Raw genomic sequence first — 23,846 nt, 5'->3', positions numbered from 1 at the left:
TGATCGCCCGTGTGAAAAAACTTCTCGCCTGGCTCTGGGCGGTCCTGACGACACCGGCGGGCACGCTCAGCCTCGCTTTCCTGACGCTTGGCGGTTTTGTCGGCGGGGTCATGTTCTGGGGCGCCTTCAACACCGCGCTTGAAATGACCAACAAGGAAGCCTTCTGCATTTCCTGCCACGAGATGCGGGCCAATGTTTATGAGGAACTGACCCGGACGGTGCATTTCTCCAACCGTTCCGGCGTGCGCGCCTCCTGTCCGGACTGCCATGTGCCGCATGAATGGACGGACAAGATTGCCCGCAAGATGCAGGCTTCCAAGGAGGTCTGGGGCAAGATTTTCGGCACCATCGACACCCGCAAGAAGTTCCTCGACAAGCGGCTGGAACTTGCCCAGCACGAATGGTCGCGCCTGAAGGCCAATGACAGCCTGGAATGCCGCAACTGCCATTCCTCCGCCGCCATGGACTTTACCAAACAGACGCAGCGCGCCGCCGATATCCACTCGAAATACCTGCTGACGGGCAAGGCCACCTGTATCGATTGCCACAAGGGCATCGCCCATGAACTGCCCAATATGGAAGGCATAGACCCGGGCTGGAAAATGCCGCCGGCGCTGGACGACCGGCCGGGGCAGACGGCGTCCGCTGTCGACGATCTGCGTCGCGCGATGACGGATGTGCACCGGAACGTGTTCTGAGTATCAGCCGCGGGTTGACCGTGGGAGGCAGGGTTCAGGCTCGCCCGGCCTCCTCGATGAACCTGCGCAAGAGCGGCAGATGCCGCCTTTCGGCGAGACAGACGGCATATTCGTCGATCAGTTCGCGGGCGTCGTCCAGAGGAATGAAGGAAAGGCGCGCATCATGGCCGAATTCCAGATCGGCCACCACACCGCATCCCACGCCATTGGCGATGGCTTCCCGAACGCCTTCTCTGGACGAGATTTCGATCACTGGCTGGATGGTTATGCCGTGATCGGCAAGGTTCTTCTCGAAAATTTCACGCGTGCGCGAGCCGCGCTCCCGCATAACGAAGGACAGCCCCTCCAGTTCGGCCATCAAAACGTTCTGACGCGCAGCCAGTGGATGCGACACGGGCACACATAGCCCAAGTCGCATGCTGAGGAACTTGACGCCGTAAAGGCGGGGGTCATCGGGCGCGCGGGCGGTGATGGCGACATCGGCCCGGTAGTCGATGATCTGCTCCACCACCCGCGCCGAATTGTCGACCGAAAGGGAAAAGGTCAGCTGCGGCCGTTCTGCCTTCAGCCGCGAAAGAATGGGAAGCGGCAGGATGGGGCCATCGGCTGCGACCCGCAGATGCCCGCCCGCGGTGCTCTTGCCGCCGCGCAGGAAGGCCTTGGCCTCGTTTTCCGCCTGGAACAGGCGGGCGGTGATCTCGAACAGGCGTTCTCCCTGCGGGCTGAGGCTCACCCCTCGGGGTTTTCTTTCCAGAAGGTTCACGCCGCTGATCGCTTCCAGTTCCCGCACATGGGCTGAAAGCGTGGACTGGCTTATCGCCATGTCCCGTGCGGCCTGGGAAAAACCGCCCGATTGCGCGACGATATGAAAGGCCTTCAGCTGCTTGGTCGACATGGGGTCCTGTTCTGCCGCCGGCCGACACGACTGGCGCCGGTGCAGGAGGATTATCGGCGAAAACGCTGACAACTCCATGACGCCCGCCGGATGACTTCATTAACCTCGCGGCGAAACCGATGGCAGGCATGGGAAATCGCTATGGCGCATTTACGATTTGTTAGGAATTCGTCATCGGCGCGTTAGTCCCGGCCTCTAATCGTCCCGGCATGGCCAAAGGGCCAACCCGTTTCACGCAAAAAGGCCAAAGAGATGACGACCTCCCAGAATTCGATCGCCAATCCCATTGAATCCTCTTCCGACTGGCTGCTGACCATTCCGGCTCTTGCACAACAGCAGGGCATTCTTGTTTCGCCTGGTGGCGCCGGCATGGCGACCTCCTACAGCCTTGTTTATGATGTTTATTTTCCCGCAAGTGGCTCAAGCGGCTGGATGCCGTTCCTGCAGACAGACTTCAACAACGGCAATGACGGCGATATTTTCGGCAAGGTGGGCGTTGGAAGCTACGGTGTCGGCATCAGCGGCGGTTATCACGGTTCGGCAAAGCTGGATGCCTGGAACCGCATCGGCCTGACCATTGAAACGGACGCGGCAGGCGCCGTTTCCATGAAGAAATACGTCAACGGCGAATTCGTCGCCGACCAGAAGATCAACGGCGGTGCCAGCCGTTTTGCGATCGATCTGTCCAAGGGTTTCCTGATCTTCTCTGACGAAGACGGCGAAACGTCGCCGGGTTATCTCAGCAATTTCCTCTTCCTCAAGGCGGTGCTTACGAAGGATGAAATGTCCTATCTCGGAGCGGCGAAAGCTGCCGGCATCCTGCCGGATGCCATGAAGTCAACGGCTGAACAAACCGTCGTTCTGGAAAGCCGTTTTTCCGGTGGGTCGGCCGCGCCGGTTATGGGGACAGGTACGATCACCGGCAAAGGTGTCCCGCTTGAATTCACGACGCCTGCCCAGGCGAAAATCCCGGGCATTGGCGAACAGCCCGCCGTCGATCCGGCAAGCGTCATCAGAACCGCGCTCATCAAGGACATGATGGTGACGCCCGATGCCGCGAACGTGACGATCGACCTTTCGCAGCACTTCTCCGGCGAAGACCTCGAATTTACCGTCCAGAACAGCAGAAACGAGACCGTGAAGGCCGTGCTGACGGACGGCAACAAGCTGACGCTCGATTTTTCCGCCCTTGGCCATTCCGATATCCGCGTCACGGCCACCGACAGCGCCGGAAAGAGCGCGACGGACGATTTCCGCGTGCGTGTGGCCGGTCCGAACGCCTACACCATCGCCGTGGTGCCGGACACACAGGACTATGTGTTCCCCGGCATGGGGCAGGCCACGCTGAATGGCATGTTCGACTGGCTTGCCGAGAATTCGAAATCCATGAACATCCGTTTCGTCACCCATGTCGGAGACGTCACGCAGGACAATACGCCGGACGAATGGGCGATCGCCAAGGAAGCCATCACCAGGCTGAATGGCAAGGTGCCTTACGCCATGGTGCCGGGCAACCATGATCAGGGCGGTGGCTCCAGAGACTATTCGTCCTTGCAGTCCACCTATTTCTCTCCGGAATACATGCGTGAACACTCCACGCTGGGCGGTGTCTACGATCAGGAAACGGGCGATTCCAAAAATGCCTGGTATCGTTTCACCGGTGCGGACGGCACGGAATGGATTGCTCTTTCGCTGGAATTCGGTGCCCGCGATGATGTGTTGCGCTGGGCGGGCGAGGTGCTGGCGGCAAATCAGGACCACCGCGCGATCATCACCACGCACAGCTACACCAACATGGGAACGCGTGCCGACAACTATTCCGGTCCGGTCTTCGCTGAAGGCACGGGCAAGGATTACGGGATCGGCAACAGCGCGCAAAACGCCAATGATGGCGAAGACATGTGGCAGAAGCTCGTCTCCAAGCATCCGAATGTCAGCTTCGTCTTTTCCGGCCATGTTTTCGGCGACGGTGCGGAAACCATCGTCAGCTATAACGACGCCGGCTTGCCGGTCTTCCAGATGCTCGTCAATTACCAGAACGGTGTGTCGACGGAAGTGACCGGCAACGGCGACGCGGGACGGGGCGGCAATGGTGGCAACGGCGCCATCCGTCTCCTCATCATCGACCCCGACAACAAGACGGTGCAGACGGAGACCTATCTTTCGGCCCGCGACGAATATCTGGTCGGCGCGCGCGGTGATGCGGAACCCTCGCGCGACGGCAAGGGCAGCACCACGGGCGCCAACGCCTCCCAGATTCAGCCGGTTGTTTTCGGACGGGAAACGATCGATGGCGGCGATACCGGCATCATCACCGCACCGCAGTTCAATCCTTCCAACGGATTGAAGGTCACCCCCGGTTTTTCACCTGCCGGCGGCGGCGATACATTCGAAAACTATACGCTGGTCTACGATGTGAAGCTGCCCGGCACGCCCGGCCGCCTTGCTTCCATATTCCAGAGCGACCTCAACAACATCACCGATGGCGACCTCTGGCTGAACTATCGTGACGGTTACGCGCTGATCGGTACCGATGGCCGCGATGACGGCCGGCTGCCGCTCGATCAGTGGACGCGTATCGTCATAACGCTGGAGCGCAGCGGCGCCGGTTATACGATGAAGAAATATGCCGATGGCGCTCTCCAGGGAACGCAGACCGTGCAGGGGGTCTACAATATCGGCAAGGCCGGTTTCCTGATCTTTGCCGATGACAGCACGGAAACGCCGGAATTCTCGCTCTCATCCTTCGCATTCCTCGAAAAGACGCTGAGCGAAGCGGAAGTCGCGGGGCTTGGCTCCGTTACCTCGACCGGACCTTACCAGACTGCGCTGCCGGGCGTGAACATGGTGCAGTTCGATTTCACCGACGGCACGTTCAGGCCCTCCCTCGGCAACGGTTCCCTGTCGCAGACCATCGGCAGCGGTGACAATCGCCTGCAATTGACCGGCGCGTTCCGTGAGCATCAGGAAACGATCAGCAATGTCGATCTCGGCACGCCTGTTGTTCAGTTCGTGGCGAAAGCCGGAAATGACCGTACGGTGAAAGCGGATGCAAGCGGCAAGGCGAAAGTGGATCTCGACGCCGGCCAGAGCGTGGACAAGCTCGGTCAGGTCGTGGTGACGCAATGGCTGAATGAGGATGGCGAGGTGATTGCCAAGGGCCGCGAGACCTCGGTGGATCTCGACGCCGGCGTTCATCGCCTCACACTTCGTCTTGTCGATGCACGCGGAGTGGAGAGCGTCGATCAGGTGAAGATCGCAGTTACCGACCGGAATACGCTGCTTCACGAGACCTTCGATGACGGCAATGCGGATGGCTGGTCTGCGCCCGGCGCCCGCTGGCAGGTCGCCGGTTCCGTCGCCTCACGCAATGACAACAGCCGGACGGCGGCGGCCCCCGAGGGCGCTCTGCGCGCCTATGATGGGGCGTCGGGCATCATGCGCTGGACGGGTGATGGCAGTGCTGCCTGGTCGAACTATACCGTTTCGGCCACGCTGCTAGCCGAGGACCAGCATGGTCTCGGGCTCGTCGCCTATTATCGGGATGAGAAGAACCACTACCGTCTGTCCTTCGATATTGCCGCGAATGAGCGCCAACTGGTGAAAGTGCGCGACGGCGTTGAAACGGTGCTGGCCCGTGAAGTTGCGACCACGCCGTTCGATCGGGATTTCACGGTCGAATTCGCCGTTACCGGCAACCGGCTTTTCGCCTCGCTCGATGGCAGGGCGCTGTTTGGTGGCGCGGTGACGGATGCGGCGAGCCCGCTTGCGGGCGGCACCGTCGGGGTCTGGTCCGAAGGACAGCGTCAGGTGTTTTTCGATGATATCATGGTGCGCAAGGGCGCGTTCCATGCGGATGCGGGTCGTTCCCTGCGGGTGATCGATGTCGATGGCGATGGTCGCGTCGAGGTCGAGCTTTCCGCCCTTGAGAGTTTTGGCAGCTCTTCTTCGTCCGGCTTTGTCTGGAGCGAGGAAGGCACCCGGCTCGCCAGCGGCGCTCAGGCCAGGGTTCAGCTCGAGGCCGGGACACACCTCGTTCGCCTCGATATGGCCGATGGCGCCCAGCGGTCGAGCGATACGGTGACGATCGAGGTCGTTGCGGCAAATGATGTGCTGATGCAGGAGGATTTCTCCGACGGCATCGCGCAGAACTTCCGCTTCGTCGATGAGGGCGAGCTTGGCGCGGCTGCGGCCTGGGCCGTCGCGAATGGCGGACTTGCGCAGACAGCCAACCGCTACAGCCGCGAACTCGGCGGTACGGGTCTGACTGCGCCGACCTCGCAATGGAGCCTCAACTGGAGCCCGCTCGGCGACGGCATCTATGCGCTTCGCAAGGGAACCTACGCGCTTTACGAGGCTCCCGGCTCGGACGAATGGATGGATTACAGCGTCGAAACGCGTTTCACCTCGGCCTCGCGCGGCGCGGTGGGGTTGCTGCTGCACTATCAGGACGAAAACAACTACATCAAGTTTGAACTCGACAACACGACCGGCTTCCCGCAGCTCTTCAGCCTCACGGACGGTATCGAGCAGACACTCTGGCAGGGGCCGATCCGCTACGATGCCGCCGGTTCCAACCTGCTGCGCGCCGACATTGAAGGCGGCAGGCTTCAGGTCTGGCTGAACGGCACGGCGCTGTTCTCGAAGCCCATCGCAGTTCACGGCGCGGAAAAGGGCACCTTCGGCCTCTATAACTGGCGTGCCGGTGAAGGGGTCAGCTACGACGATGTGCGTGTGGTGCGACTGGATGCTGCGAAGCAGGGCCAGACGCTCGAAGGCGGTGCCGGCAACGATGTCCTGCAGGCGGCAACTGCCGATGTGACAATCCTCGGCCATGACGGCAACGATACGCTCCTCGGCTCTACGGGCGATGATCGTCTCGACGGCGGCAATGGCGATGACGGGCTGATCGGTGGAGCGGGCCGCGATGCGCTCTCCGGCGGTGCCGGCAATGACAAGCTCTGGGGCGATGCCGGCGACGACCTGATTTCAGGTGGCGTGGGCGACGATTTCATCGAAGGCGGCCGTGGCGACGACCTGCTGATCGGCGGGGAAGGGTCGGATCTCTATCGTTACGGGCGCGGCGACGGTTCCGATGTCATCATCGAGCCTGCTGCTCCATCGAGCGCGACGGACATCCTGTACCTCCACGATATCGCCAGAAACGAGGCCGTTCTGCGCAAATATGGTCAATCCGTCGAGGTTGAACTGTCAGGCGGCGAAAAACTGTCGCTGCGCAATCAGCTGGCGGATGGCGGTATTGAAATGCTGCGTTTTGCCGATGGCACCAATCTCAGCCGCGAGGCCATCGCCAAGGGGCTCGTGAACCGTGGCCCGGTCGCTGTGGCCGACACACTTGCGGCGATCAATGAGGATGCGGCATCCTTCCTCATTCCCTTCAGCGCCCTGTTTGCAAATGACATGGACGCCGATCTGGACGTATTGACGGTGACCAGCGTTTTCCGTGTCGTTGGCGGAACGGCGGTCCTGGAAGAAACGGGCATCCGCTTTACTGCGGCCGCCGATTTCAACGGCAAGGCATCCTTCAGCTACAAGATCGCCGACGGTCGCGGCGGTTCCAGCGAAGCGGCCGCCGCCTTCACCGTCAAGCCGGTCAATGATGCGCCGGTCGCCGCCTCCATCGCCGTAAAGACCGACGAGGATGTCGCCCTTAAAGGCAGGGTCGCGGCCTCCGACATCGATGGTGACGCGCTTTCCTATGCCATCAAGGCGGATGCCGGTGCCTCGAAGGGCAACGCCAAGGTCGATGCCGCAACGGGTGAGTGGGTCTATACGCCGAACGCAGATGTCAACGGAACCGACAGCTTCACGGTTGTCGTTTCGGATGGCCGGGGCGGCAGCGTCGAGAGCCTGGTGACTGTGACGATCGCTCCCGTCAACGATGCGCCTGTTGCCGTTACGGACCGGATTGCGCTGGCGGAAAGGGATAGAACGTCCTTCGATCTCGTTGCCAATGACACGGATGTGGAAGGCGACCGTCTTGCACTCGTCAGCATCGCCGTGACGGCTGTTGCTGGCCTTGCCATAACCAGTCAGCAGGCGGCTGCCGCCTTCTCGGTGGTGGACGGCAAGCTGGTTGTCGATCCTTCCTCCGCCTTTGCGGCGCTGGAGGACGGGCAGCAGGCGACGGTGACGCTCGACTACACGGTTCGTGATGCAAATGGCGGCGAAGCCAAGGGCACCACCACCGTCACCGTGGACGGTTATACCGAATACAACATCGTTGAAGGCGGTAGTGGCGACGACATGCTGATCGGGACCAGCCGCAAGGACATGTTCGAAGCCGGCGAGGGTGATGACACCGTCGTTGCCGGCGAAGGCGACGACATGGTGGATGCCGGAGCCGGCAACGACCGCGTTCTGGCCGGAGACGGCAAAGATGTGGTCGATGGCGGTGCCGGCAATGACGTGCTGATGGGCGGATCGGGCAACGATGTCCTGAGCGGCGGAGCCGGAAACGACACGCTGAATGGCGGCGCAGGTGATGACACGCTGAGCGGTGGCACAGGCAATGACACCCTGACCGGCAGCAGCGGTGCTGACACCTTCGTCTTTGCCGCGGGCGATGGTCGCGACGTCGTGACCGACTTCGAGGCCGGTGCCGAGGGCAAGGATGTCGTTCAGCTTTCGAAGGATGTCTTCGCCGACTATCAGGCGCTTATTTCCTCCGGCGCCTTCACCAATGGCGAGAACGGCGCCGAGATTGCCTTCAACGACGGTTCTTCCATCACCTTCGTTGATGTCAAGACGGAACAGTTCGTCATCGACGACTTCCGCTTCGCCTGAACCGTGAAAGGCGCATCCGGCCGGATGCGCCTTTTTCCCGCGCGGGCGGCTGTCAACGGCACGTTACCGTCTGCCGCTATCGCCGCTGCGACCTCAACGGATAGTAAAAATGCGTTTTCACACTGCCAATAATAATGCTCGTCAGATCAAGGGTGTGTTTGCCGGCTGCGCCGGCGCTTTCATCGGCATCGGCCTGATGAGCGCTCTGGTCAATATTCTTTATCTCACCGGCTCGCTGTTCATGATGGAGGTCTATGACCGGGTGCTGCCGAGCCGCAGCCTGCCGACGCTTGTGGCCCTGTTTGCCATCGTCGCGGTGCTTTATGCATTTCAGGGCCTGTTCGATGCCTTGCGCGGCCGTCTGCTGGTGCGGCTTTCCGATCGCCTCGATCAGGCGCTTTCTTCCAGGATCTACGACGCGGTGATCGGCCTTCAGCTGCGCCTGCCCGTCAGCGGCCGTCAGGCACAGCCGCTCCGCGATCTCGATACGATCCGCTCCTTCCTGTCGGGAAGCGGGCCGATCGCGCTGTTCGATCTGCCCTGGCTGCCCTTTTACATCGCTATTTGTTTCGCGTTCCATTTCTGGCTTGGCGTCACCGCGCTGGCCGGCGCCTTCATTCTCACCGTCATCACGCTGATGACGGAACTTGTGTCGCGGCATCCGGTGGAGGCGGCGGCGGGTCATTCCGCCAAACGTAATCGACTGGCCGAAACCAGCCGCCGCAATGCCGATATTATCTCCGTCATGGGGATGGCGTCGCCGCTGCGCGCCCGCTGGCAGGCGGACAACCGCGCCTATGTGCGCGAGCAGAGGTCGGCAAGCGACATCGCTTCCGGTTTCGGCGTGGCCAGCAAGGTGCTGCGTATGCTGCTGCAATCCGGCATTCTGGCGGTTGGAGCCTGGCTTGTCATCAATGAGCAGGCAACGCCGGGCATCATCATTGCCGGTTCCATCCTGTCGGCAAGGGCACTCGCCCCGGTCGACCTCGCCATTGCCAACTGGAAGGGCTTCATCGCCGCGCGGCAAAGCCGCCGTCGCCTTGAAAAAACACTGGCGCTGTTGCCGGACGGAGCCGCGCGTATGGATTTGCCTGCGCCGCACGCCCTTCTGTCGGTTGAGCGGGTGGGCGCCATACCGCCCGAAGCGGCTGAGCCGGTTCTGCAGGAAATCGCCTTCACGCTCGCGGCCGGCAGTGCCCTCGGTGTGATCGGGGCGAGCGGCTCCGGCAAGAGTTCGCTGGCACGGCTTCTCGTCGGCCTCTGGCGGCCGCTCAAGGGCTCCATTCGACTGGACGGTGCGACGCTCGACCAATGGCCGGCCGAGGCGCTTGCCCGCCATATCGGCTATATGCCGCAATCGGTCGAACTTCTGGACGGCACGATTGCCGAGAATATCGCCTCCTTCGATCCGCAAGCGCGTTCCGAAGAAATCATCGCGGCGGCGCGTGCGGCCCGCATTCACGATCTGGTCGTCAGCCTGCCGGACGGTTACTTCACCGAGGTCGGCGAAACCGGGCGGCAATTGTCGGCGGGGCAGAAACAGCGGATCGCCCTTGCCAGAGCGCTTTATGGCGACCCGTTTCTGGTCGTGCTCGACGAGCCGAATTCCAATCTCGATTCAGAAGGCGAGGATGCGCTGACGGCCGCCATTCTCGGCATTCGCGAACGCGGCGGCGTGGCTGTCATCATCGCCCATCGTCCAAGCGCTCTTCTGGCGGTGGACAAGGTGCTGATGCTTGCCGATGGCCGCCAGCAGGCTTTTGGCCCCAAGGAGGAGGTGCTGGCCAAGGTGCTGCGCCCGGTTGGCGGTGCGGCAGGCGCCCTCAAGGTCGTGCAGGCTGCGGAAACAGGAAAGGCATGACGATGGATGAATGGCAGATACTTAAACGCTCGATCCGCAATCACCTTGTTGTCGGAGGTCTCGGGTTCCTGACACTCGTGGGCCTGCTCGGCGGTTGGGCGGTTGGCAAGGAGATTGTCGGCGCAGTGATCGCTCAGGGATCGCTGGTGGTGGAAACCAGCCTCAAGAAAGTCCAGCATCCGGCAGGTGGCGTCGTCAGTGAGTTGATGGTGCGTGATGGCGACCGGGTGAAGGCCGGTGACGTGGTCATGCGTATCGATGCGACAATGACGAGAGCCAATCTGGCCATCGTCGTCAAAAGCCTCGATCAATTCACCGCTCGCAAGGCGCGGCTTGAAAGCGAGCGAGACCGGGCCGCCAGCGTGGCTTTTCCGCAGGCGCTGCTTGGCCGGGCTGATGACGCCGAAATCGTCGCGATGATGAACGCGGAACAGCGTCTTTATGAGACCCGCAAGGCCGTCCGCGAGAGCAAAAAAAGCCAGCTCGAACAACGTGTGCGGCAGCTTCGCGATGAGATAATCGGCATGGAGGCCGAGCGGGCGGCGAATTTTCGCGAGCAGGAAATGGTCGGCAAGGAGTTGAGCCGTTTTCGTTCCCTGCATGAAAGGGGCCTGATGGAAAGAAGCCGGCTCAGCACATTGGAGCGTCAGGCGACGGATATCGAAGGGGACATCGGTCGGCTGATGGCCGGCATTGCCGGTGTCGAGGCAAAGATCAGCGAAACGGCACTGCAAATCCTTCAGATCGATGAGCAATGGTCGGAAGAGGTCGGTTCCGATCTGCGTGAGATGGACGCCCGGATTGGTGAATATGTCGAGCGTCGCGTGGCGGCCGAAGACCAGCTGAAGCGTGTCGATATTCTCGCGCCGCAGGATGGCGTGGTGCATCAGCTGTCGGTTCACACCGTCGGCGGTGTCGTGGCGCCCGGTGAACCGATCATGATGATTGTGCCGGAGGTCGACAAACTCGTGGTCGAGGCCAAGGTTGCGCCACAGGATATCGATCAGATTTATTACGGCCAGCCGACGAACCTGCGCTTCTCCGCCTTCAACCAGAAGACCACGCCGGAAATTATCGGAACGGTGGAACGTATTTCGGCGGACGTGACGGTGGATCAGCGAACCGGTGCCAGCCATTATCTGGTGCGCGTCGCCACATCCCCGGAGCAGATAAAGCGGCTGGGTGAATTCAGCCTGATGCCGGGCATGCCGGTGGAAGCTTTTATCACCACCGGGGAGAGAAGCGTTTTGTCCTATTTTCTCAAACCCTTGCTTGATCAGGCCAACCGCACCTTCCGCGAGGTATGAGAGGCCGCGGTGCCGAACCAGAAATGGAGACCGCCTGTAAAGGCCGCGTGTCCTTTGCATATGCGGTGCCGAATCGCCGACGAAGCCCCGGTAAAGCCGGGGCTTCAGGCTGATCCGTAATATCCGCATGCACCTCCGTCACCGCAAACCGGGTAAGGCGGCAGCGTGGTCAAGTCTTCGGTTGCAGGAGAAAATCGTCTCGTGGCGCAGGCGCGTCGCAGCTGGAGCCGGTTGGAGGCCGGGACGACGACCGGACTGTTCGGACTTTGCCATCAATTTCACGCCGTGCGCCCATCAGGCACACGGCGTCTTTAATTGCGGAACCGGATCGCGATCTTATCGTAGTCCGGTTCCGTTCATGCCGAAACGTCAGCCGATCTGGGCGTTGTCGTCACGCTTGATGGCGATGAGGGCCGAGCGCGGCAGTTTGCCTTCGCCATCCGGGAAGGGGGCGTCGGGGTGCTGGATGCCAACGAAGTGGGTGCGCTTGTCGCCGGACCAGGTCTGGCCGGTGACTTCGGAACCCTTCGGTGCGGTCAGGAAGCGTTCGATACGGCCGGTGGCCGGGTCGCCCGCCAGCATCTGGTTGTTGCCCTGGCCGGCGAAGTTGCCTTCGTTGCTGTCCTCACCGTCGGTCTGGATCCAGAGCAGGCCGGTGGAATCGAACATCATGCCGTCAGGCGAGTTGAACATGTTGCCTTCGTTGATGTTCGAGGAGCCGGCGAACGCGTCCTTGTGAACGGCGGGGTTGCCGGCCATGCAGAACAGGTCCCATTTGAACTTGCCGTCGGCATGGTCGTCATTTTCCGGATACCAGCGCACGATCTGGCCGTATTCGTTCTTCTCGCGCGGGTTGGCGGCATTGATGGCCATGGCGTCGCCGCCGGCATTGGAACGCAGCTTGCCGTCCTTCATTTCGCCGCGGCGGCTGTTGTTGGTCAGCGCGCAATAGGCTTCGATGGCGACCGGGTTGATGGCGACCCATTCCGGGCGATCCATCGTCGTCGCGCCCACCTTGGAGGCGGCCTGACGGGTGAAGACGCAGATTTCGTCGATCTTCATGCCGGTGCTTTCAGGCGTCAGAGCCACCCACTCGCCGGCGCCGTCATCGGCGAACTTGGCGACATAAAGCGTGCCTTCGTCGAGCAGCTTGGAGGTGTCGCCACCCGGCACGTAAATGCCGTTGGAGACGAATTTGTAGAGGAATTCGCCACGCTCGTCGTCACCCATGTAAACGACGACACGGCCGTCGCGGGCAATCACCACGGCGGCGTTTTCGTGCTTGATGCGGCCGAGCGCGGTGCGCTTGATCGGAGTGGAGGAGGCGTCCGAAGGATCGATCTCGACCACGTAGCCAGCGCGGCGCGGCTCGTTCGGGTTCTTGGCAACGTCGAAACGCTCGTCGAATTTTTCATAGGCGTAGCGGGTTTCGGCCACGATGCCATAACGCTTGTAGTCATCAGGCAGCTTGAAGGCGGCATCAGTGGTGCCGAAATAGCCGTTGAAGTTCTCTTCACAGGTAAGGTAGGTGCCCCATGGCGTGCGGCCGGCGCCGCAATTGTTGAATGTGCCGAGACAGTCGATACCGTCAGGATCGGCGGCGGTCTTGACGAGCTCGGAGCCTGCGGCCGGGCCGGAGAGCTTCATCGGCGTGTTGTGGTGGATACGGCGGTTGAACGGGCTGTCGAGAACGATTTCCCAGCCTTCGTTGCCTTCCGCGACTTCCATGACGGTGACGCCCTGCATGTTCTGCAGGATCTTCACGTCGTCGGCCGTCTTCGGGTTGCCCTTGTCAGTGTGCGGCAGGTTGATTTCAGGGTTCACATATTCATGGTTGACGGCGATCAGCTGATGGGCGCCGACCATGAAGAGTTCCATGCCGTCGGTATTTTCGCCGAAGACCTTGTCGGAATTCTCAACGCTGACGCCCTTGGCGGGGTCGAGATCGGGAACGTTGGAAAACAGCGGCTGGCCCCATTTGGCGACCGGCTTCCAGCTGTAGCCTTCCGGCACGTGGATGGTGTGGTCGGTTGCGGCGGCCACCGGCTTGAAGGGGAAACGGCCGGCGCCGGCTTCCTGCGCTTGCGCCGAAGTGCTGCTCATCAGGTTGCCGAGCGTGCCCATGGCGGCCGCAGCCGAACCGAAGGCAAGCACGCCGCCGAGAAAGCCACGGCGGGAAATCGCGCGTTCGACCACGCGGTCGAAATCGGTTTCGGCCGGCGGCGGGTTTTGCAGTTCATCCCATTCGTCCCAGGACAGCTTGCTCGTATCGATGTCGGTCATGTCGTATCTCCACCGTTGCATGTTTGGAATCATTCCAACAGGCTGCGTAGCGTCCCAGTGTTTCACACGGATGACGGGAAGGAGTGCTTTAAACATGAGATTCTAGCGGCAGATTTTACCTTTTTTCCCTCAATGCGGGAGAAGGATACGGGTGAGCAGGAAACCTTCGAAGTGGCCGAAGCGGAAGGCAATCTCCCTGCCGGCACACCATTCGCCGCCCATGTCGGCCGTCAGCCGCAGCGATGCGAAGCCGCTGGCATTAAAGCCGGACAATTCGGCTGCCTCGAAAAAGAAAAGCCGTTTGACCGTTGGATAAAGTGCCTTGAACAGGCTTTCCTTGGCCGAAAAAATCAGCCCGGTCATGAAGGGATCGATATCGTTGCCGAGGTTGTGGCGCTCATCCGCCGTCAGTGCCTGCGAAGCGATATCGCGGGCTTCCTCTTCGCTCAAAAGCTTCTCGATATCGATGCCGATGCCACAGAACCTGCTGCCGGGGCCGGCCAGCGCAATTGCCCGGTCACCGCTGTGGGAAATCGCGCCGACCACGCCTTCAGGCCAGGTCGGCGCGCGATCGTCTCCCATTCCGGGAAATATCGCCTGCCCGGTAAGACGGCGTATGGCTTCCGCAGCACATCTGCGTCCCGCCAGAAACTCCGCCTTACGTCTCGGCACCGCCCGCTGGAGCCGCGCCGGCAGGGCAGGGGCCATGCCGGTGCCGGTTTCGTCGTTCGGGCTATAACGAAGGGTGAGACAATGGCAATCGCCTCTGTCGTCCGGCCAGGGCCAAACGGCCTCCGGTGAAACACCGGAAGCGATTTCGCGATGAAATGCCGGCTCGGTCGCCATATGCTTTTCCCATTTCGCCGACCGGGTCAGGCCGCGAGCGTCGCGCCGCCGTCCACTACGATCTGCTGCATCGTCACATGGCCGGCCTGATCGGAGGCGAGAAACAGCACCGTATCGGCTATATCGTCCGGTCTCGCAATCTTGCCAAGCGGAATGCCGAGCTTGAACTGCTCCGGCAGGCCGGCGACGAGCCGTTCCTTGCCGGTGGGATCGTTCAGCATGCCGGCCAGCATGGGCGTATCGGTGGAGCCGGGTGAGACCACGTTGCAGCGCACGCCATAGGGCGCAAGCTCAAGGGCGGCGCAATGGCTGAGGCTGACCAGCGCCGCCTTGGAAGCGCAATAGGCCATCATGCCGATGCGCGGCACCACGGCGGCATTGGAGCCGACATTGACGATCGCGCCGCGCCGCTGCCGTTTAAAGATACCACTCCATTGCCGCAGCAGATGGAACGGGCCTGCGGCATTGACATCCATGCAGGCTTTCCAGTCTTCCGGCGTCAGGCTTTCGCTGTCGCCAAGCCGCAAAATGCCTGCGGCGTTGACGAGGATATCAAGACCGCCCCAGTCGCTTTCGATCGCCTTGCACACCCGCTCCACCGCGTCCGCGTCGGTGATATCGAGGGCAATCTGGCGAAACGGAGCCTCCGCTGTGCCGGCCAGAAGGTCGAGGCCGATGACCTCGGCCCCTTCCTCGATGAAACGTTCCGCGATGCGGCGGCCAATGCCCTGGGCCGTGCCTGTCACCAGTACACGCCGCCCGGTAAATCTCTGTTGCGTCATCTTGTCCGTCCGTTCAGGCCGCGAGCCGCTTTTCGTCGATCAGCGTCCACCAGGCGGAAAGTGTGGGCACACGCGCAAGTTCATCGAAGCCGACGGTGACGCCGCGTTCCTTCAGTTCGCCGGCGAGTTTCATGACCTGCAGCGAGTCCAGCCCGTAGAAGATCAGGTTCTCGTCGGGGTCGATATCGCTTTCGTCTTCCACAAGCTGCAGGACACGGGCTTTCAGCCATTCGCGGGTGTCGGCAGTTTCTCCGGCGCCGACAAGGCTTGCGGTGTCGATAACCACGCCGCAGCGCGTCGCCACATATTGCAGCGCCATGCGATGTTCGGCTTCCGAAAAATCGGCAACCCCGTCGCCGATCATGAAGGGCTGGATATCCTTCATGAAAGCTTCCACCGCCGTCATCATGCAGCCGATATGGGCGTAAACGCCGCCGACGATGATCTGGTCGCGGCCCCAGCCCTTCATGCGTTCGGCAAGATCGGACCGCTGGAAGGCGCTGTAGCGCCATTTGGTCAGCACCACGTCATCAGGTGTCGGGGCGAGCTTATCCACCACCTTCTGCAGTTCCGGATCGACGACGGTGAGGCCCGGTCCCCACATGTCGTTCAGGAGCGCCCGGTCGCCCGGCGGCTGGTCATGCGGCTGGGCGGTATAGATAACGGGGACGCCGTTCTGAACGGCCCATGCCTTCACCTTCGCGAGATTGTCGATGAGGGTCGTCATCAGCTTGCCGTCGGCTTCGTAGAACCGCAGGAAATAACGCTGCATGTCGTGGATGAGGAGCACGGCGCGTTTCGCGTCGGGCTGCCACTTTGTCTTGTTGGCCGGAAAGCTGGTAGCGACCGGCATCGGATAGTCGGAAATGCTGGGGATCGTCATGATGACCTCGGTGGTTTGCTGCGCCAGAGGGCGCTTGATCTCGGATTTCGGGACGCCCTTTCGAGCGTCCCCTTTCGCTCTGTGCTGTGCGTCAGGCGCTGATGGCGACGGGCGTTACCAGCAGGTCGCGCAGGCGCTTCTTGTCGATCTTGCCGACGGCGGTGAGCGGCATGGCATCGATGAAGCGCACACGATCCGGCAGCTTGTAATCCGCGACGCCGAGACCGGCGAGATGCTGGCGGATGGCGGGCGCCTTGAGTGCGGGATTGCGGGAAACGACGAAGACGCAGCTCTTTTCCCCGAGCAGCTCGTCCTGCATCGCCACCAGCGCGGCATGCGTGATATCGGGGTGCCGCAGGATCAGGTTCTCCACCTCCTCCGACGCCACTTTTTCACCGCCGCGATTGATCTGGTCCTTCACCCGGCCAACGACCCGGAGATAACCTTCGGGCGTGCGCTGCACGACGTCGCCGGAATAATAAAAGCCCTGTTTGTCGAAGACCCGGGCGCTGTGTTCGGGCGCGCGGTAATAGCCCCGGAACGTATAGGGGCCACGGGTCGCAAGCATGCCGGCTTCGCCCTCGGGCACATCGTTGCCATCCTCGTCGACAATGCGGATTTCGTCATCCGGGCTGATCGGCCGCCCTTGCGTGGTGAAGACGAGATGGTCGGGGTCACCGGCGCGGGTATAGTTCACCAGCCCTTCCGCCATGCCGAACACCTGCTGCAGGTCGCAGCCCAGCACTTCCGGCACCTGGCGGGCCAAGGCTTCGGCGAAGCTGGCGCCACCGACCTGCAGGAGCTTGAGCGACTTCAGCCGGTCGCGGTGGGCGGGCGCGGCCTGCAGCCACAGCGCCACGGCCGGTGGTACCAGCGGCACGATGTCGACGCCGTGTTTCTCGATGAGGTCGAAGCAGGCGAGCGGCTCCGGATTGGCGGCCATGACCACGGCGCCGCCGGCGTGGAACACGCCCAGCGCCCCGGGTGAACTCATCGGGTAATTATGCGCCACCGGAATGGCGCAGAGGAAACGTGTGCGTGGCGAGAGTTCGCAAATCTCCGCGCTGGCCCGGGCGCTATAGTCATAGTCGTTATGCGTCCGGGGGATCAGTTTCGGCGTGCCGGTGCTGCCGCCGGAAAGCTGGAACAGCGCCACCTCGTCTGCTGCCGAAGGGGCGTAAGCCGGCGGATTTTCGGCGGGTGTTGCCAGCAGCCGTTCGAGGCTGCGCCGCTGATCCTTGTCTCCCAGCAGCAGGGTAACGGCGAGCCGGGGAGAGGCGGTCTTCAATTCCTCCAGAAACGCGTCGTCGGCGAAAAGTTCGTGGCTGCGAGAGGCTATCACCAGTTTCGGCGCGATCTGTTCCGCATAGGAGGTCATTTCCAGTCGGCGATGGCTGAAAAGCGCGTTGATGGGTGCCGCGCCGATTTTGATCAGCGCGAAAAAGACGAGGTAGAACTCGGCGATGTTGGGCAATTGCACCAGCGCCGTGTCGCCCGTGCCGACGCCTGCGGCGGAGAGGTGGCCGGCGAGATTGGAGGATTGCCGGTCGAGATCGGCATAGGTGAAGCGGCGGTCGCCGCAGATCAGCGCCGTCGCATCCGGCTGGCGCTGTACCTGTTGCGCAAGCATGTGGCTCAACGGCCTGTCGATCCAATAGCCGCGTTCGCGGTATCGGCGCGCCAGATCGTCGGGCCAGCGTTCAAATTCGATTGTCATGGTGTGTCCCCGGGAAATTCGGTCGGGCTCAGGCGGAAACGCCGCAGGCGTTCAGCATGGTCTTGAGTTTGGTTTGCACTTCGGCCCATTCGGATTCGGGCTCCGAAGCCTCAACGATGCCGGCGCCCGCGAAAAGCCGCACGGTCTGGCGCTGCACGGTGCCGCAACGGATCGTCACCACCCATTCGCCATTGCCCTGCGCATCCGTCCAGCCCACCATGCCGGTGAACAGGCCACGCTCGAAGGGTTCGACGAAGCGGATGAGGCGATGGGCGCGCTCGGTGGGGAAACCGCAAACCGCCGGCGTCGGGTGCAGCAGGCACGCAAGCTGCAGCGCATTGGTCTCGGGATCGGCGAGGCGGCCTTCGATGCGTGTCGAAAGGTGCCAGAGCGCGGCCGTGTTGATGAGGGAGGGTTTTTCCGGAACGTCGAGTTCCGCGCAGCACGGCGAAAGCAGCGAACGGATATCCTCGATGACCAGACTATGCTCGTAATGGTCTTTCTCCGAGGCCGAAAGCCGTTCGGCATTGGCCTTGTCCGCCGCCGGGTCGGTCATGCGTTTCGCAGATCCGGCCAGGGGGTTGGAGATGATCTTCTCACCCTGCTTGCGGATGAGCAGTTCCGGGCTGACGCCGATCAGGTCACCGCCGTCAGGCAGGGGAATGCGGAACTGGTAACCCTCGCGATTCTGCTTTGCGAGGCTGGCCAGCAATCTCTCGACATTGACCTCGGAGGCGAAGGTCAGTTCACGCATGACGGAAAGCACCGCCTTGCGGACGTCGGAATGGCGAAAATTGAGAATGGCATGCTCGACCGCACGCTTGAAACCCGCCTCGTCCGGCAGGCTGTTCTGTCCGACAAGCGCCGGCATGGCCGAATCAGTGGCGGTCGGAATGGTGCCGCGTGGACTCCACTCATAGTTGTCTGGTATATAAAGGCATGAAGGTTCGCTGACATCGAAGGGGATAGCGCCAATCGCGATCGGATTATCCTGTCCGGCCCTGCGTGCCCGTTCAAAAGCGCCTTTTATCGCCTGCTGCAAAGGGCTTGCAACATCTTCACCACCTCTGGCGGGAAGCGTGATGCTTTCGCGAATACCTTTGGCCCGTAATTGTCCGGAACCGGAAGTAAACAAAAATTCTCTATTAAAATCAGTAATTTCGTCGGATTCGACGTCATTCGTCCTGAGTGCTCCCGTTTTCATGGGATGCCTCCTGTTCGAGTGGTTGACGATGGCTTATACTTGATTATGATAATCATGTTTTGTCAATCGGTGCAAACTCACATGCTAAATTTAACCCCGATGCAGGTGGCCTATTGGGTCGGTCGAGAGGCGGATGGGATACTCGGAAAAGTTACGCCCCATCTTTACCTCGAGTTCGACGGGCAGGGATTTGACGCGCAAAAACTGGCCATTGCGGTCGAAAGGCTTTGCCGGCGTCACCCCATGCTGAGCCTCAGGATCGATGCGGAAGGGTGCCAATCCGTCGACCCCTTCGGCCGGCCACTCCGCCTTGATGTCGAAGACCTGACCGCTCTCGATTCGGAGGCGCTTGAGCACTGGCTCGAGGCAAAACGGCGGGACTGGAGCCATCGGCAGACCGATTTGCGTAATGCCTCGCCGGCGGCGATCTCGCTCAGCCTGCTGCCGCAGGGACACAGCCGGTTGCATGTGGATACCGACATGCTGGCGATTGATCCCGCCAGCATTCGGATCGTGATGGAGGATCTCGCCCGGCTTTACGAAGAGGCCGAAGGCAAAGACGAAGCCGCGCTTTCTGAAGGGGAGGCACCATCCTTTTTCGACTGGGTGGAGCGTCTTTCCTCCGATCCGGAGCAGAGGACCTTGCGTGATAGGGACCGATCGTGGTGGCGGCAGCATATTGCGGATATTCCCGATGCGCCGCCGCTGCCATTTTTGCCGGAAGACGCCACCCGCGCCGTTCACACGGATCGCTTTGCCACCACGCTTTCAGCGGCCGAACGAGGCAGTCTGGAACAGGCGGCGCGGCGTTGCTCGGTGACGACATCGGCCCTGCTGCTCGGCATTTTCGCCGTGGCGCTGTCGCAGGCGACACAGGCGCAAAAGTTCAGGCTGTCCGTGCCGGCTTTCTGGCGCGCGCCGCTGGTGGAAGGGGTGGATGGCATCGTCGGCGAATTTTCCAATGTGCTGGTGCTCGGCGTCGATATCAGGCCGGATGAAAGCCTCGAAGCGCTGCTCCGGCGGCTGTTTAACGAGATGAGCGACCTTCTTGCCCATCAATCCTATCCGGGCGTCAGCGTCATGCGTGACCTCTCCCGTCTGCGTGGCGGTTTGCAGAACTCGCCAGTCGTTTTTACCGCCGGTGTCGATCTGGCGGGAGGCGAGCTGTTTTCGGAAAAGGTTGGGCGGGTGTTCGGCCCCATGGTCCACACCGTCTCGCAAGGGCCGGGGGTCGCGCTGGATGCGCAGGTCGCGGCGCTCGATGGGGGTCTGCTGATCAACTGGGATGTGCGGCTCGATGCGCTGCCGGAAAGCTGGTTGCGCGCCCTGTTTGAAGCCTACACAGGCCTTCTTCGCCAGCTGGCGGATAGTCCCGATCTCGTTTCCGAAAGCGTAGAGCGATTTGGCGCACAGCAGCCGAAACCGGCAGCCGAGGCGAAAGGAAAACCGATGGAACGTCCTCTCTCACCCCTGCAACAGGCCTATCTTCTTGGTCGCGGCACCCATCTGCCTCTCAGCGGCGTGGCGATGCAGGAGTTTCGCGAATATCGCGGCAGCATCGACCCGACCCTGCTTCAATCACGTCTCGCAGCAATGGTGGAGCGACATGAGAGCCTGCGCACCCGCATCGATGAGCGACGTCTGGTGCAGGCCGTCAGCGACGAGTTGAAGATCAACCTTGATATTGTTGATCTTTCCGCTTTGTCTTCTATCGAGGCGGAAGCGCGGATGAACGCCGTGCGACGGGATTTTTCCCATGCCCATTTCGATCTTGCCGCCTCTCCCTGGCAGGTTACGCTCTTCCGCCTGCCGGATGTCGATCCGGCGGCGCAAAAAGTCGCGGTCTTCCTGCGTTTCGATGCGCTTATCCTAGACGGACGGGCCATCGCCAGTCTGGCGGCGGAACTTTTCGACGGCGTTCTGCCCTTGGAGACCGCCGCTGTGGCAGCCACGCCGCAGGCGGATATCGCGGCGGCTCGGGCAGAGGACGCCGCCTATTGGACGGAAAAGCTGAAAACTGCTGAAGTGCCGTCGCAGCTGCCGTGGAAAGCTCCGCTCGAAACCATCGCCGTCTCGCGTCACAGCCGTCGGAGCCTGACCGTTGAAAAACAGCGCTTTGCCGCCTTTTCGCGCATCGGCGCGAAAGAACGGCTGTTCAAGAATTCGGCGCTGACGGCGGTGATCCTCGATGTGCTGTCGCGCTGGTTGAATGAAGGTGCCCTCGTTGTCGGCATTCCTGTCGCCCCGCAGGTGGAAGGGGCCTTTGCCAATCGTTCGAGCTTCATTGCAGTCGAATGGAATGCGGCAAAAGGTGACTTTGCCGAGCGGGCCGCGGGGCTGCAAACGGATGTGCTGGAAGGCCTGAACCACCTTGCCTTTTCCGGCATCGATCTCAACCGCGTGCTTCTTAATGCCAATGCGGGCGGGCTCGCTTTGCCGGTGGTCATCACCAACGGCCTGAGCTGGCCGACGCTGTCGCCCGAATCGGCCATGCGCTGGACGGGCGGACTTACCCAGACGCCGCAGGTGGCGCTGGATTTCCGCTTTTCGCAAAATCCGCAGGGTGATCTCCTTCTCGATATCGACTATGCCGAAGAGGCGATCGATGCCGCGATGGTCGGGAATATTCTCGCGGCCATCGAGCGCACGATTGCCGCGATCACGGATAACGGCGTTTATGCTTTTAATGCACGGGATATTGTCGACCTGTCCCATTATCGGCTGAACGGCGACGAGCGGAGTTTCGTCTGCCCGCCATTTCTGGAACGGATCGCCGCGCATCTTTTCGAGGGTGATCCGTCGCGCACCGCGCTCGTCAGCGGTAAGCGGCGCATCTCTTACGGTGAACTCGGTGAGATGGTGGCCGGTGCGATGGCAGGCCTCAAGGCCCGTAATATAGGTCGAGGAGATGTGGTGGCGGTGTGCCTGCCGCGCAGCCCTGAACATACGGCCATCACGCTTGCCGCGGCACTGACAGGCGCCATCTGGGTGCCTGTTGATGCCGGCTCGCCGGAAGACCGGCTGCGCTATCTGCTGACCAATTGCCGCCCGGCCATCATCGTTGCCCGCAGCGTTCCGCAGGGCTTCGAGGCCGTCGATCCGGAGGTGCTTCTCGCCACGCCCGCACCGGCGGGAACGCCTGTTGCCATGGAGGAACTGGGGGCGCTGTCCCGCAGCGAAGAGCCGGCTTATTACCTCTACACGTCAGGCACCACCGGCAAGCCGAAATGCGTCGTGCTTTCCAACCGCGCCACCGCCAATGTCATTGGCAGTACGCTTGCGGAATGGGCGGTGACGGAAAAGGACGTGTTCATTTCGGTCACGCCGCTGCACCACGACATGTCGGTCTTCGATGTTCTCGGCGCGCTGGTCGCGGGCGCGACGCTGGTGCTGCCGGAACCGGGCGAAGAAAAGGATGCGGTGCGCTGGAACGAACTGGTGACCGAACATGGCGTGACACTCTGGTGCTCCGTGCCGGCCATCCTTGAAATGCTACTGTCCTGCCGCCGTGGCGACCAGCTTACCTCACTCCGGCTCGTGGCGCAGGGCGGCGACTACATCAAGCCTGTCATCATCGAGGACCTGCGTCGGCTGAAGCCCGATCTGCGGCTGATATCGCTCGGCGGCCCGACTGAAACGACGATCTGGAGCATCTGGCACGAGATCGTTGCGGAGGATGTCGCGTCCATCCCCTATGGCCATCCTCTTCCGGCCAATCGTTATTTCATCCTCAACGATCAGGGCCAGCATTGCCCGGCCGGTGTCGTTGGCCGCATCCATACGGTCGGCGTGAATGTAGCGATCGGTTATCTGGAGGACGGTGCCGTCACCCAGACGGATTTTGTCATGGTGGATGATCCCGAAGGCAAGCCGGTGCGCGCCTTTCGTACCGGTGACCGGGGCCGCTACCGGCCGGATGGCAAGATCATGTTTGCAAGCCGGGTCAATGGCTACGTCAAGGTGCGCGGTGTGCGTGTCTCGTTGCCGGATGTCGAAAACGAACTCATTCGCCATCCCGCCATCCAGCGGGTGCTGGTGGTGGACTATGGCATCGAGCAAAAGGGCGAGGCGGCCATTGGCGTGCTTTATGTCACCGCGCCCGGCCTTGAACTCTCCAGCGCTGATCTGCGCAATTTCGCCCGCGGCCATCTGCCGGAATCGCATGTGCCTGGCCGGTTCCTCAAGGTTGATGACCTGCCGCTTTCGGCCAATGGCAAGCCGGATCGCCGCCGGGCGCGGGAGTTGCTGATGGCTGCGGTGGGTGGCGTGGAACCGGTAAAAATCTCCGCACCTGCGGTTACCGCCGTCGATCAGGGCGACCGCCGGGTGCTGGATATCTATCTCGGCGTGCTGGGCAAAAAATCGGCGACGGTGGATGCAGGCAGCGACCTTCTCGCGCTTGGCCTCCTGCCATCGCATCTGAAGGCCGTTTCAGCGGAAATCCGCACCGCCTTCGGCGTTGAACTGACGCCGCAGCAGCTTCTGCGGTGCCGCAACGCCAGGCAGGTAACTTCGCTTCTGGCTGTGAAGGCGGCGTGATCCCAACCATTTCGGGCGGCGCCC

The 23,846-nt window shown here is 61.7% G+C and carries 12 protein-coding genes; 5 read left to right on the top strand and 7 right to left on the bottom strand.

Annotated elements, in window-relative coordinates:
* Nucleotides 1-2 precede the first annotated feature (2 nt).
* Nucleotides 3-698 carry a cytochrome c3 family protein gene (locus JZX88_RS18880; protein WP_272869321.1) on the top strand — a complete coding sequence of 232 codons (696 nt, stop codon included), beginning with the start codon at nucleotides 3-5 and terminating at the stop codon, nucleotides 696-698.
* Between the two features lie 34 nt (nucleotides 699-732).
* On the opposite strand, the gene JZX88_RS18875 is transcribed toward JZX88_RS18880, so the two are convergent.
* The gene (locus tag JZX88_RS18875; RefSeq protein ID WP_206914423.1) at nucleotides 733-1,593 is read right to left on the bottom strand and encodes a LysR substrate-binding domain-containing protein; all 861 of its coding nucleotides are present in this window, start codon (nucleotides 1,591-1,593) and stop codon (nucleotides 733-735) included.
* 252 nt (nucleotides 1,594-1,845) lie between these two features.
* Between JZX88_RS18875 and JZX88_RS26380 the strand changes: the two genes are divergently transcribed.
* The 3 genes from JZX88_RS26380 (at nucleotide 1,846) to JZX88_RS18860 (ending at nucleotide 11,568) form a co-directional block, all read left to right on the top strand.
* Nucleotides 1,846-8,400, top strand: a complete 6,555-nt coding sequence (locus JZX88_RS26380) for an Ig-like domain-containing protein (RefSeq protein WP_206914422.1) — start codon at nucleotides 1,846-1,848, stop codon at nucleotides 8,398-8,400.
* Between the two features lie 109 nt (nucleotides 8,401-8,509).
* Nucleotides 8,510-10,261 carry a type I secretion system permease/ATPase gene (locus JZX88_RS18865; RefSeq protein WP_206914421.1) on the top strand — a complete coding sequence of 584 codons (1,752 nt, stop codon included), beginning with the start codon at nucleotides 8,510-8,512 and terminating at the stop codon, nucleotides 10,259-10,261.
* Nucleotides 10,262-10,263: 2 nt separating this feature from the next.
* The gene (locus JZX88_RS18860) at nucleotides 10,264-11,568 is read left to right on the top strand and encodes an HlyD family type I secretion periplasmic adaptor subunit (protein WP_206914549.1); all 1,305 of its coding nucleotides are present in this window, start codon (nucleotides 10,264-10,266) and stop codon (nucleotides 11,566-11,568) included.
* A gap of 369 nt (nucleotides 11,569-11,937) precedes the next feature.
* Here JZX88_RS18860 and JZX88_RS18855 read toward each other — a convergent pair whose 3' ends face one another.
* From JZX88_RS18855 to JZX88_RS18830, 6 genes are all read right to left on the bottom strand, one after another.
* On the bottom strand, nucleotides 11,938-13,851 hold the full coding sequence (locus JZX88_RS18855; protein WP_206914420.1) for a PhoX family phosphatase: 1,914 nt from the start codon (nucleotides 13,849-13,851) through the stop codon (nucleotides 11,938-11,940).
* A gap of 129 nt (nucleotides 13,852-13,980) precedes the next feature.
* The gene (locus tag JZX88_RS18850) at nucleotides 13,981-14,697 is read right to left on the bottom strand and encodes a 4'-phosphopantetheinyl transferase (RefSeq protein ID WP_206914419.1); all 717 of its coding nucleotides are present in this window, start codon (nucleotides 14,695-14,697) and stop codon (nucleotides 13,981-13,983) included.
* A gap of 26 nt (nucleotides 14,698-14,723) precedes the next feature.
* Complete coding sequence (gene dhbA / locus JZX88_RS18845; RefSeq protein WP_065117750.1) at nucleotides 14,724-15,479, bottom strand: 2,3-dihydro-2,3-dihydroxybenzoate dehydrogenase; 756 nt, start codon at nucleotides 15,477-15,479, stop codon at nucleotides 14,724-14,726.
* A gap of 13 nt (nucleotides 15,480-15,492) precedes the next feature.
* Complete coding sequence (locus tag JZX88_RS18840; protein WP_065117749.1) at nucleotides 15,493-16,362, bottom strand: isochorismatase; 870 nt, start codon at nucleotides 16,360-16,362, stop codon at nucleotides 15,493-15,495.
* A 91-nt stretch (nucleotides 16,363-16,453) separates the two neighbouring features.
* The gene (locus tag JZX88_RS18835; RefSeq protein ID WP_206914418.1) at nucleotides 16,454-18,079 is read right to left on the bottom strand and encodes a (2,3-dihydroxybenzoyl)adenylate synthase; all 1,626 of its coding nucleotides are present in this window, start codon (nucleotides 18,077-18,079) and stop codon (nucleotides 16,454-16,456) included.
* 28 nt (nucleotides 18,080-18,107) lie between these two features.
* The gene (locus JZX88_RS18830; RefSeq protein ID WP_206914417.1) at nucleotides 18,108-19,283 is read right to left on the bottom strand and encodes an isochorismate synthase MenF; all 1,176 of its coding nucleotides are present in this window, start codon (nucleotides 19,281-19,283) and stop codon (nucleotides 18,108-18,110) included.
* Between the two features lie 81 nt (nucleotides 19,284-19,364).
* Here JZX88_RS18830 and JZX88_RS18825 point away from each other — a divergent pair, with 81 nt between their 5' ends.
* Nucleotides 19,365-23,822, top strand: a complete 4,458-nt coding sequence (locus JZX88_RS18825; RefSeq protein ID WP_206914416.1) for an amino acid adenylation domain-containing protein — start codon at nucleotides 19,365-19,367, stop codon at nucleotides 23,820-23,822.
* The last annotated feature ends 24 nt before the right edge of the window (nucleotides 23,823-23,846 follow it).

It is taken from the genome of Agrobacterium sp. OT33, from assembly GCF_017313365.1.
In the GTDB taxonomy this organism is placed as follows: Bacteria; Pseudomonadota; Alphaproteobacteria; order Rhizobiales; family Rhizobiaceae; genus Agrobacterium; species Agrobacterium rhizogenes_A.
The sequence above is the reverse complement of the archived record's forward strand: the minus strand, read 5'-3'. Positions and strand labels throughout refer to the sequence as shown.

What these genes read in the sequence shown, in the direction of transcription:
- dhbA (WP_065117750.1), bottom strand. Translation starts at nt 15,479, where the DNA reads ATGACGCAACAGAGATTTACCGGGCGGCGTGTACTGGTGACAGGCACG.
- JZX88_RS18840 (WP_065117749.1), bottom strand. Translation starts at nt 16,362, where the DNA reads ATGACGATCCCCAGCATTTCCGACTATCCGATGCCGGTCGCTACCAGC.
- JZX88_RS26380 (WP_206914422.1), top strand. Translation starts at nt 1,846, where the DNA reads ATGACGACCTCCCAGAATTCGATCGCCAATCCCATTGAATCCTCTTCC.
- JZX88_RS18855 (WP_206914420.1), bottom strand. Translation starts at nt 13,851, where the DNA reads ATGACCGACATCGATACGAGCAAGCTGTCCTGGGACGAATGGGATGAA.
- JZX88_RS18835 (WP_206914418.1), bottom strand. Translation starts at nt 18,079, where the DNA reads ATGACAATCGAATTTGAACGCTGGCCCGACGATCTGGCGCGCCGATAC.
- JZX88_RS18825 (WP_206914416.1), top strand. Translation starts at nt 19,365, where the DNA reads ATGCTAAATTTAACCCCGATGCAGGTGGCCTATTGGGTCGGTCGAGAG.
- JZX88_RS18875 (WP_206914423.1), bottom strand. Translation starts at nt 1,593, where the DNA reads ATGTCGACCAAGCAGCTGAAGGCCTTTCATATCGTCGCGCAATCGGGC.
- JZX88_RS18850 (WP_206914419.1), bottom strand. Translation starts at nt 14,697, where the DNA reads ATGGCGACCGAGCCGGCATTTCATCGCGAAATCGCTTCCGGTGTTTCA.
- JZX88_RS18860 (WP_206914549.1), top strand. Translation starts at nt 10,264, where the DNA reads ATGGATGAATGGCAGATACTTAAACGCTCGATCCGCAATCACCTTGTT.
- JZX88_RS18865 (WP_206914421.1), top strand. Translation starts at nt 8,510, where the DNA reads ATGCGTTTTCACACTGCCAATAATAATGCTCGTCAGATCAAGGGTGTG.
- JZX88_RS18830 (WP_206914417.1), bottom strand. Translation starts at nt 19,283, where the DNA reads ATGAAAACGGGAGCACTCAGGACGAATGACGTCGAATCCGACGAAATT.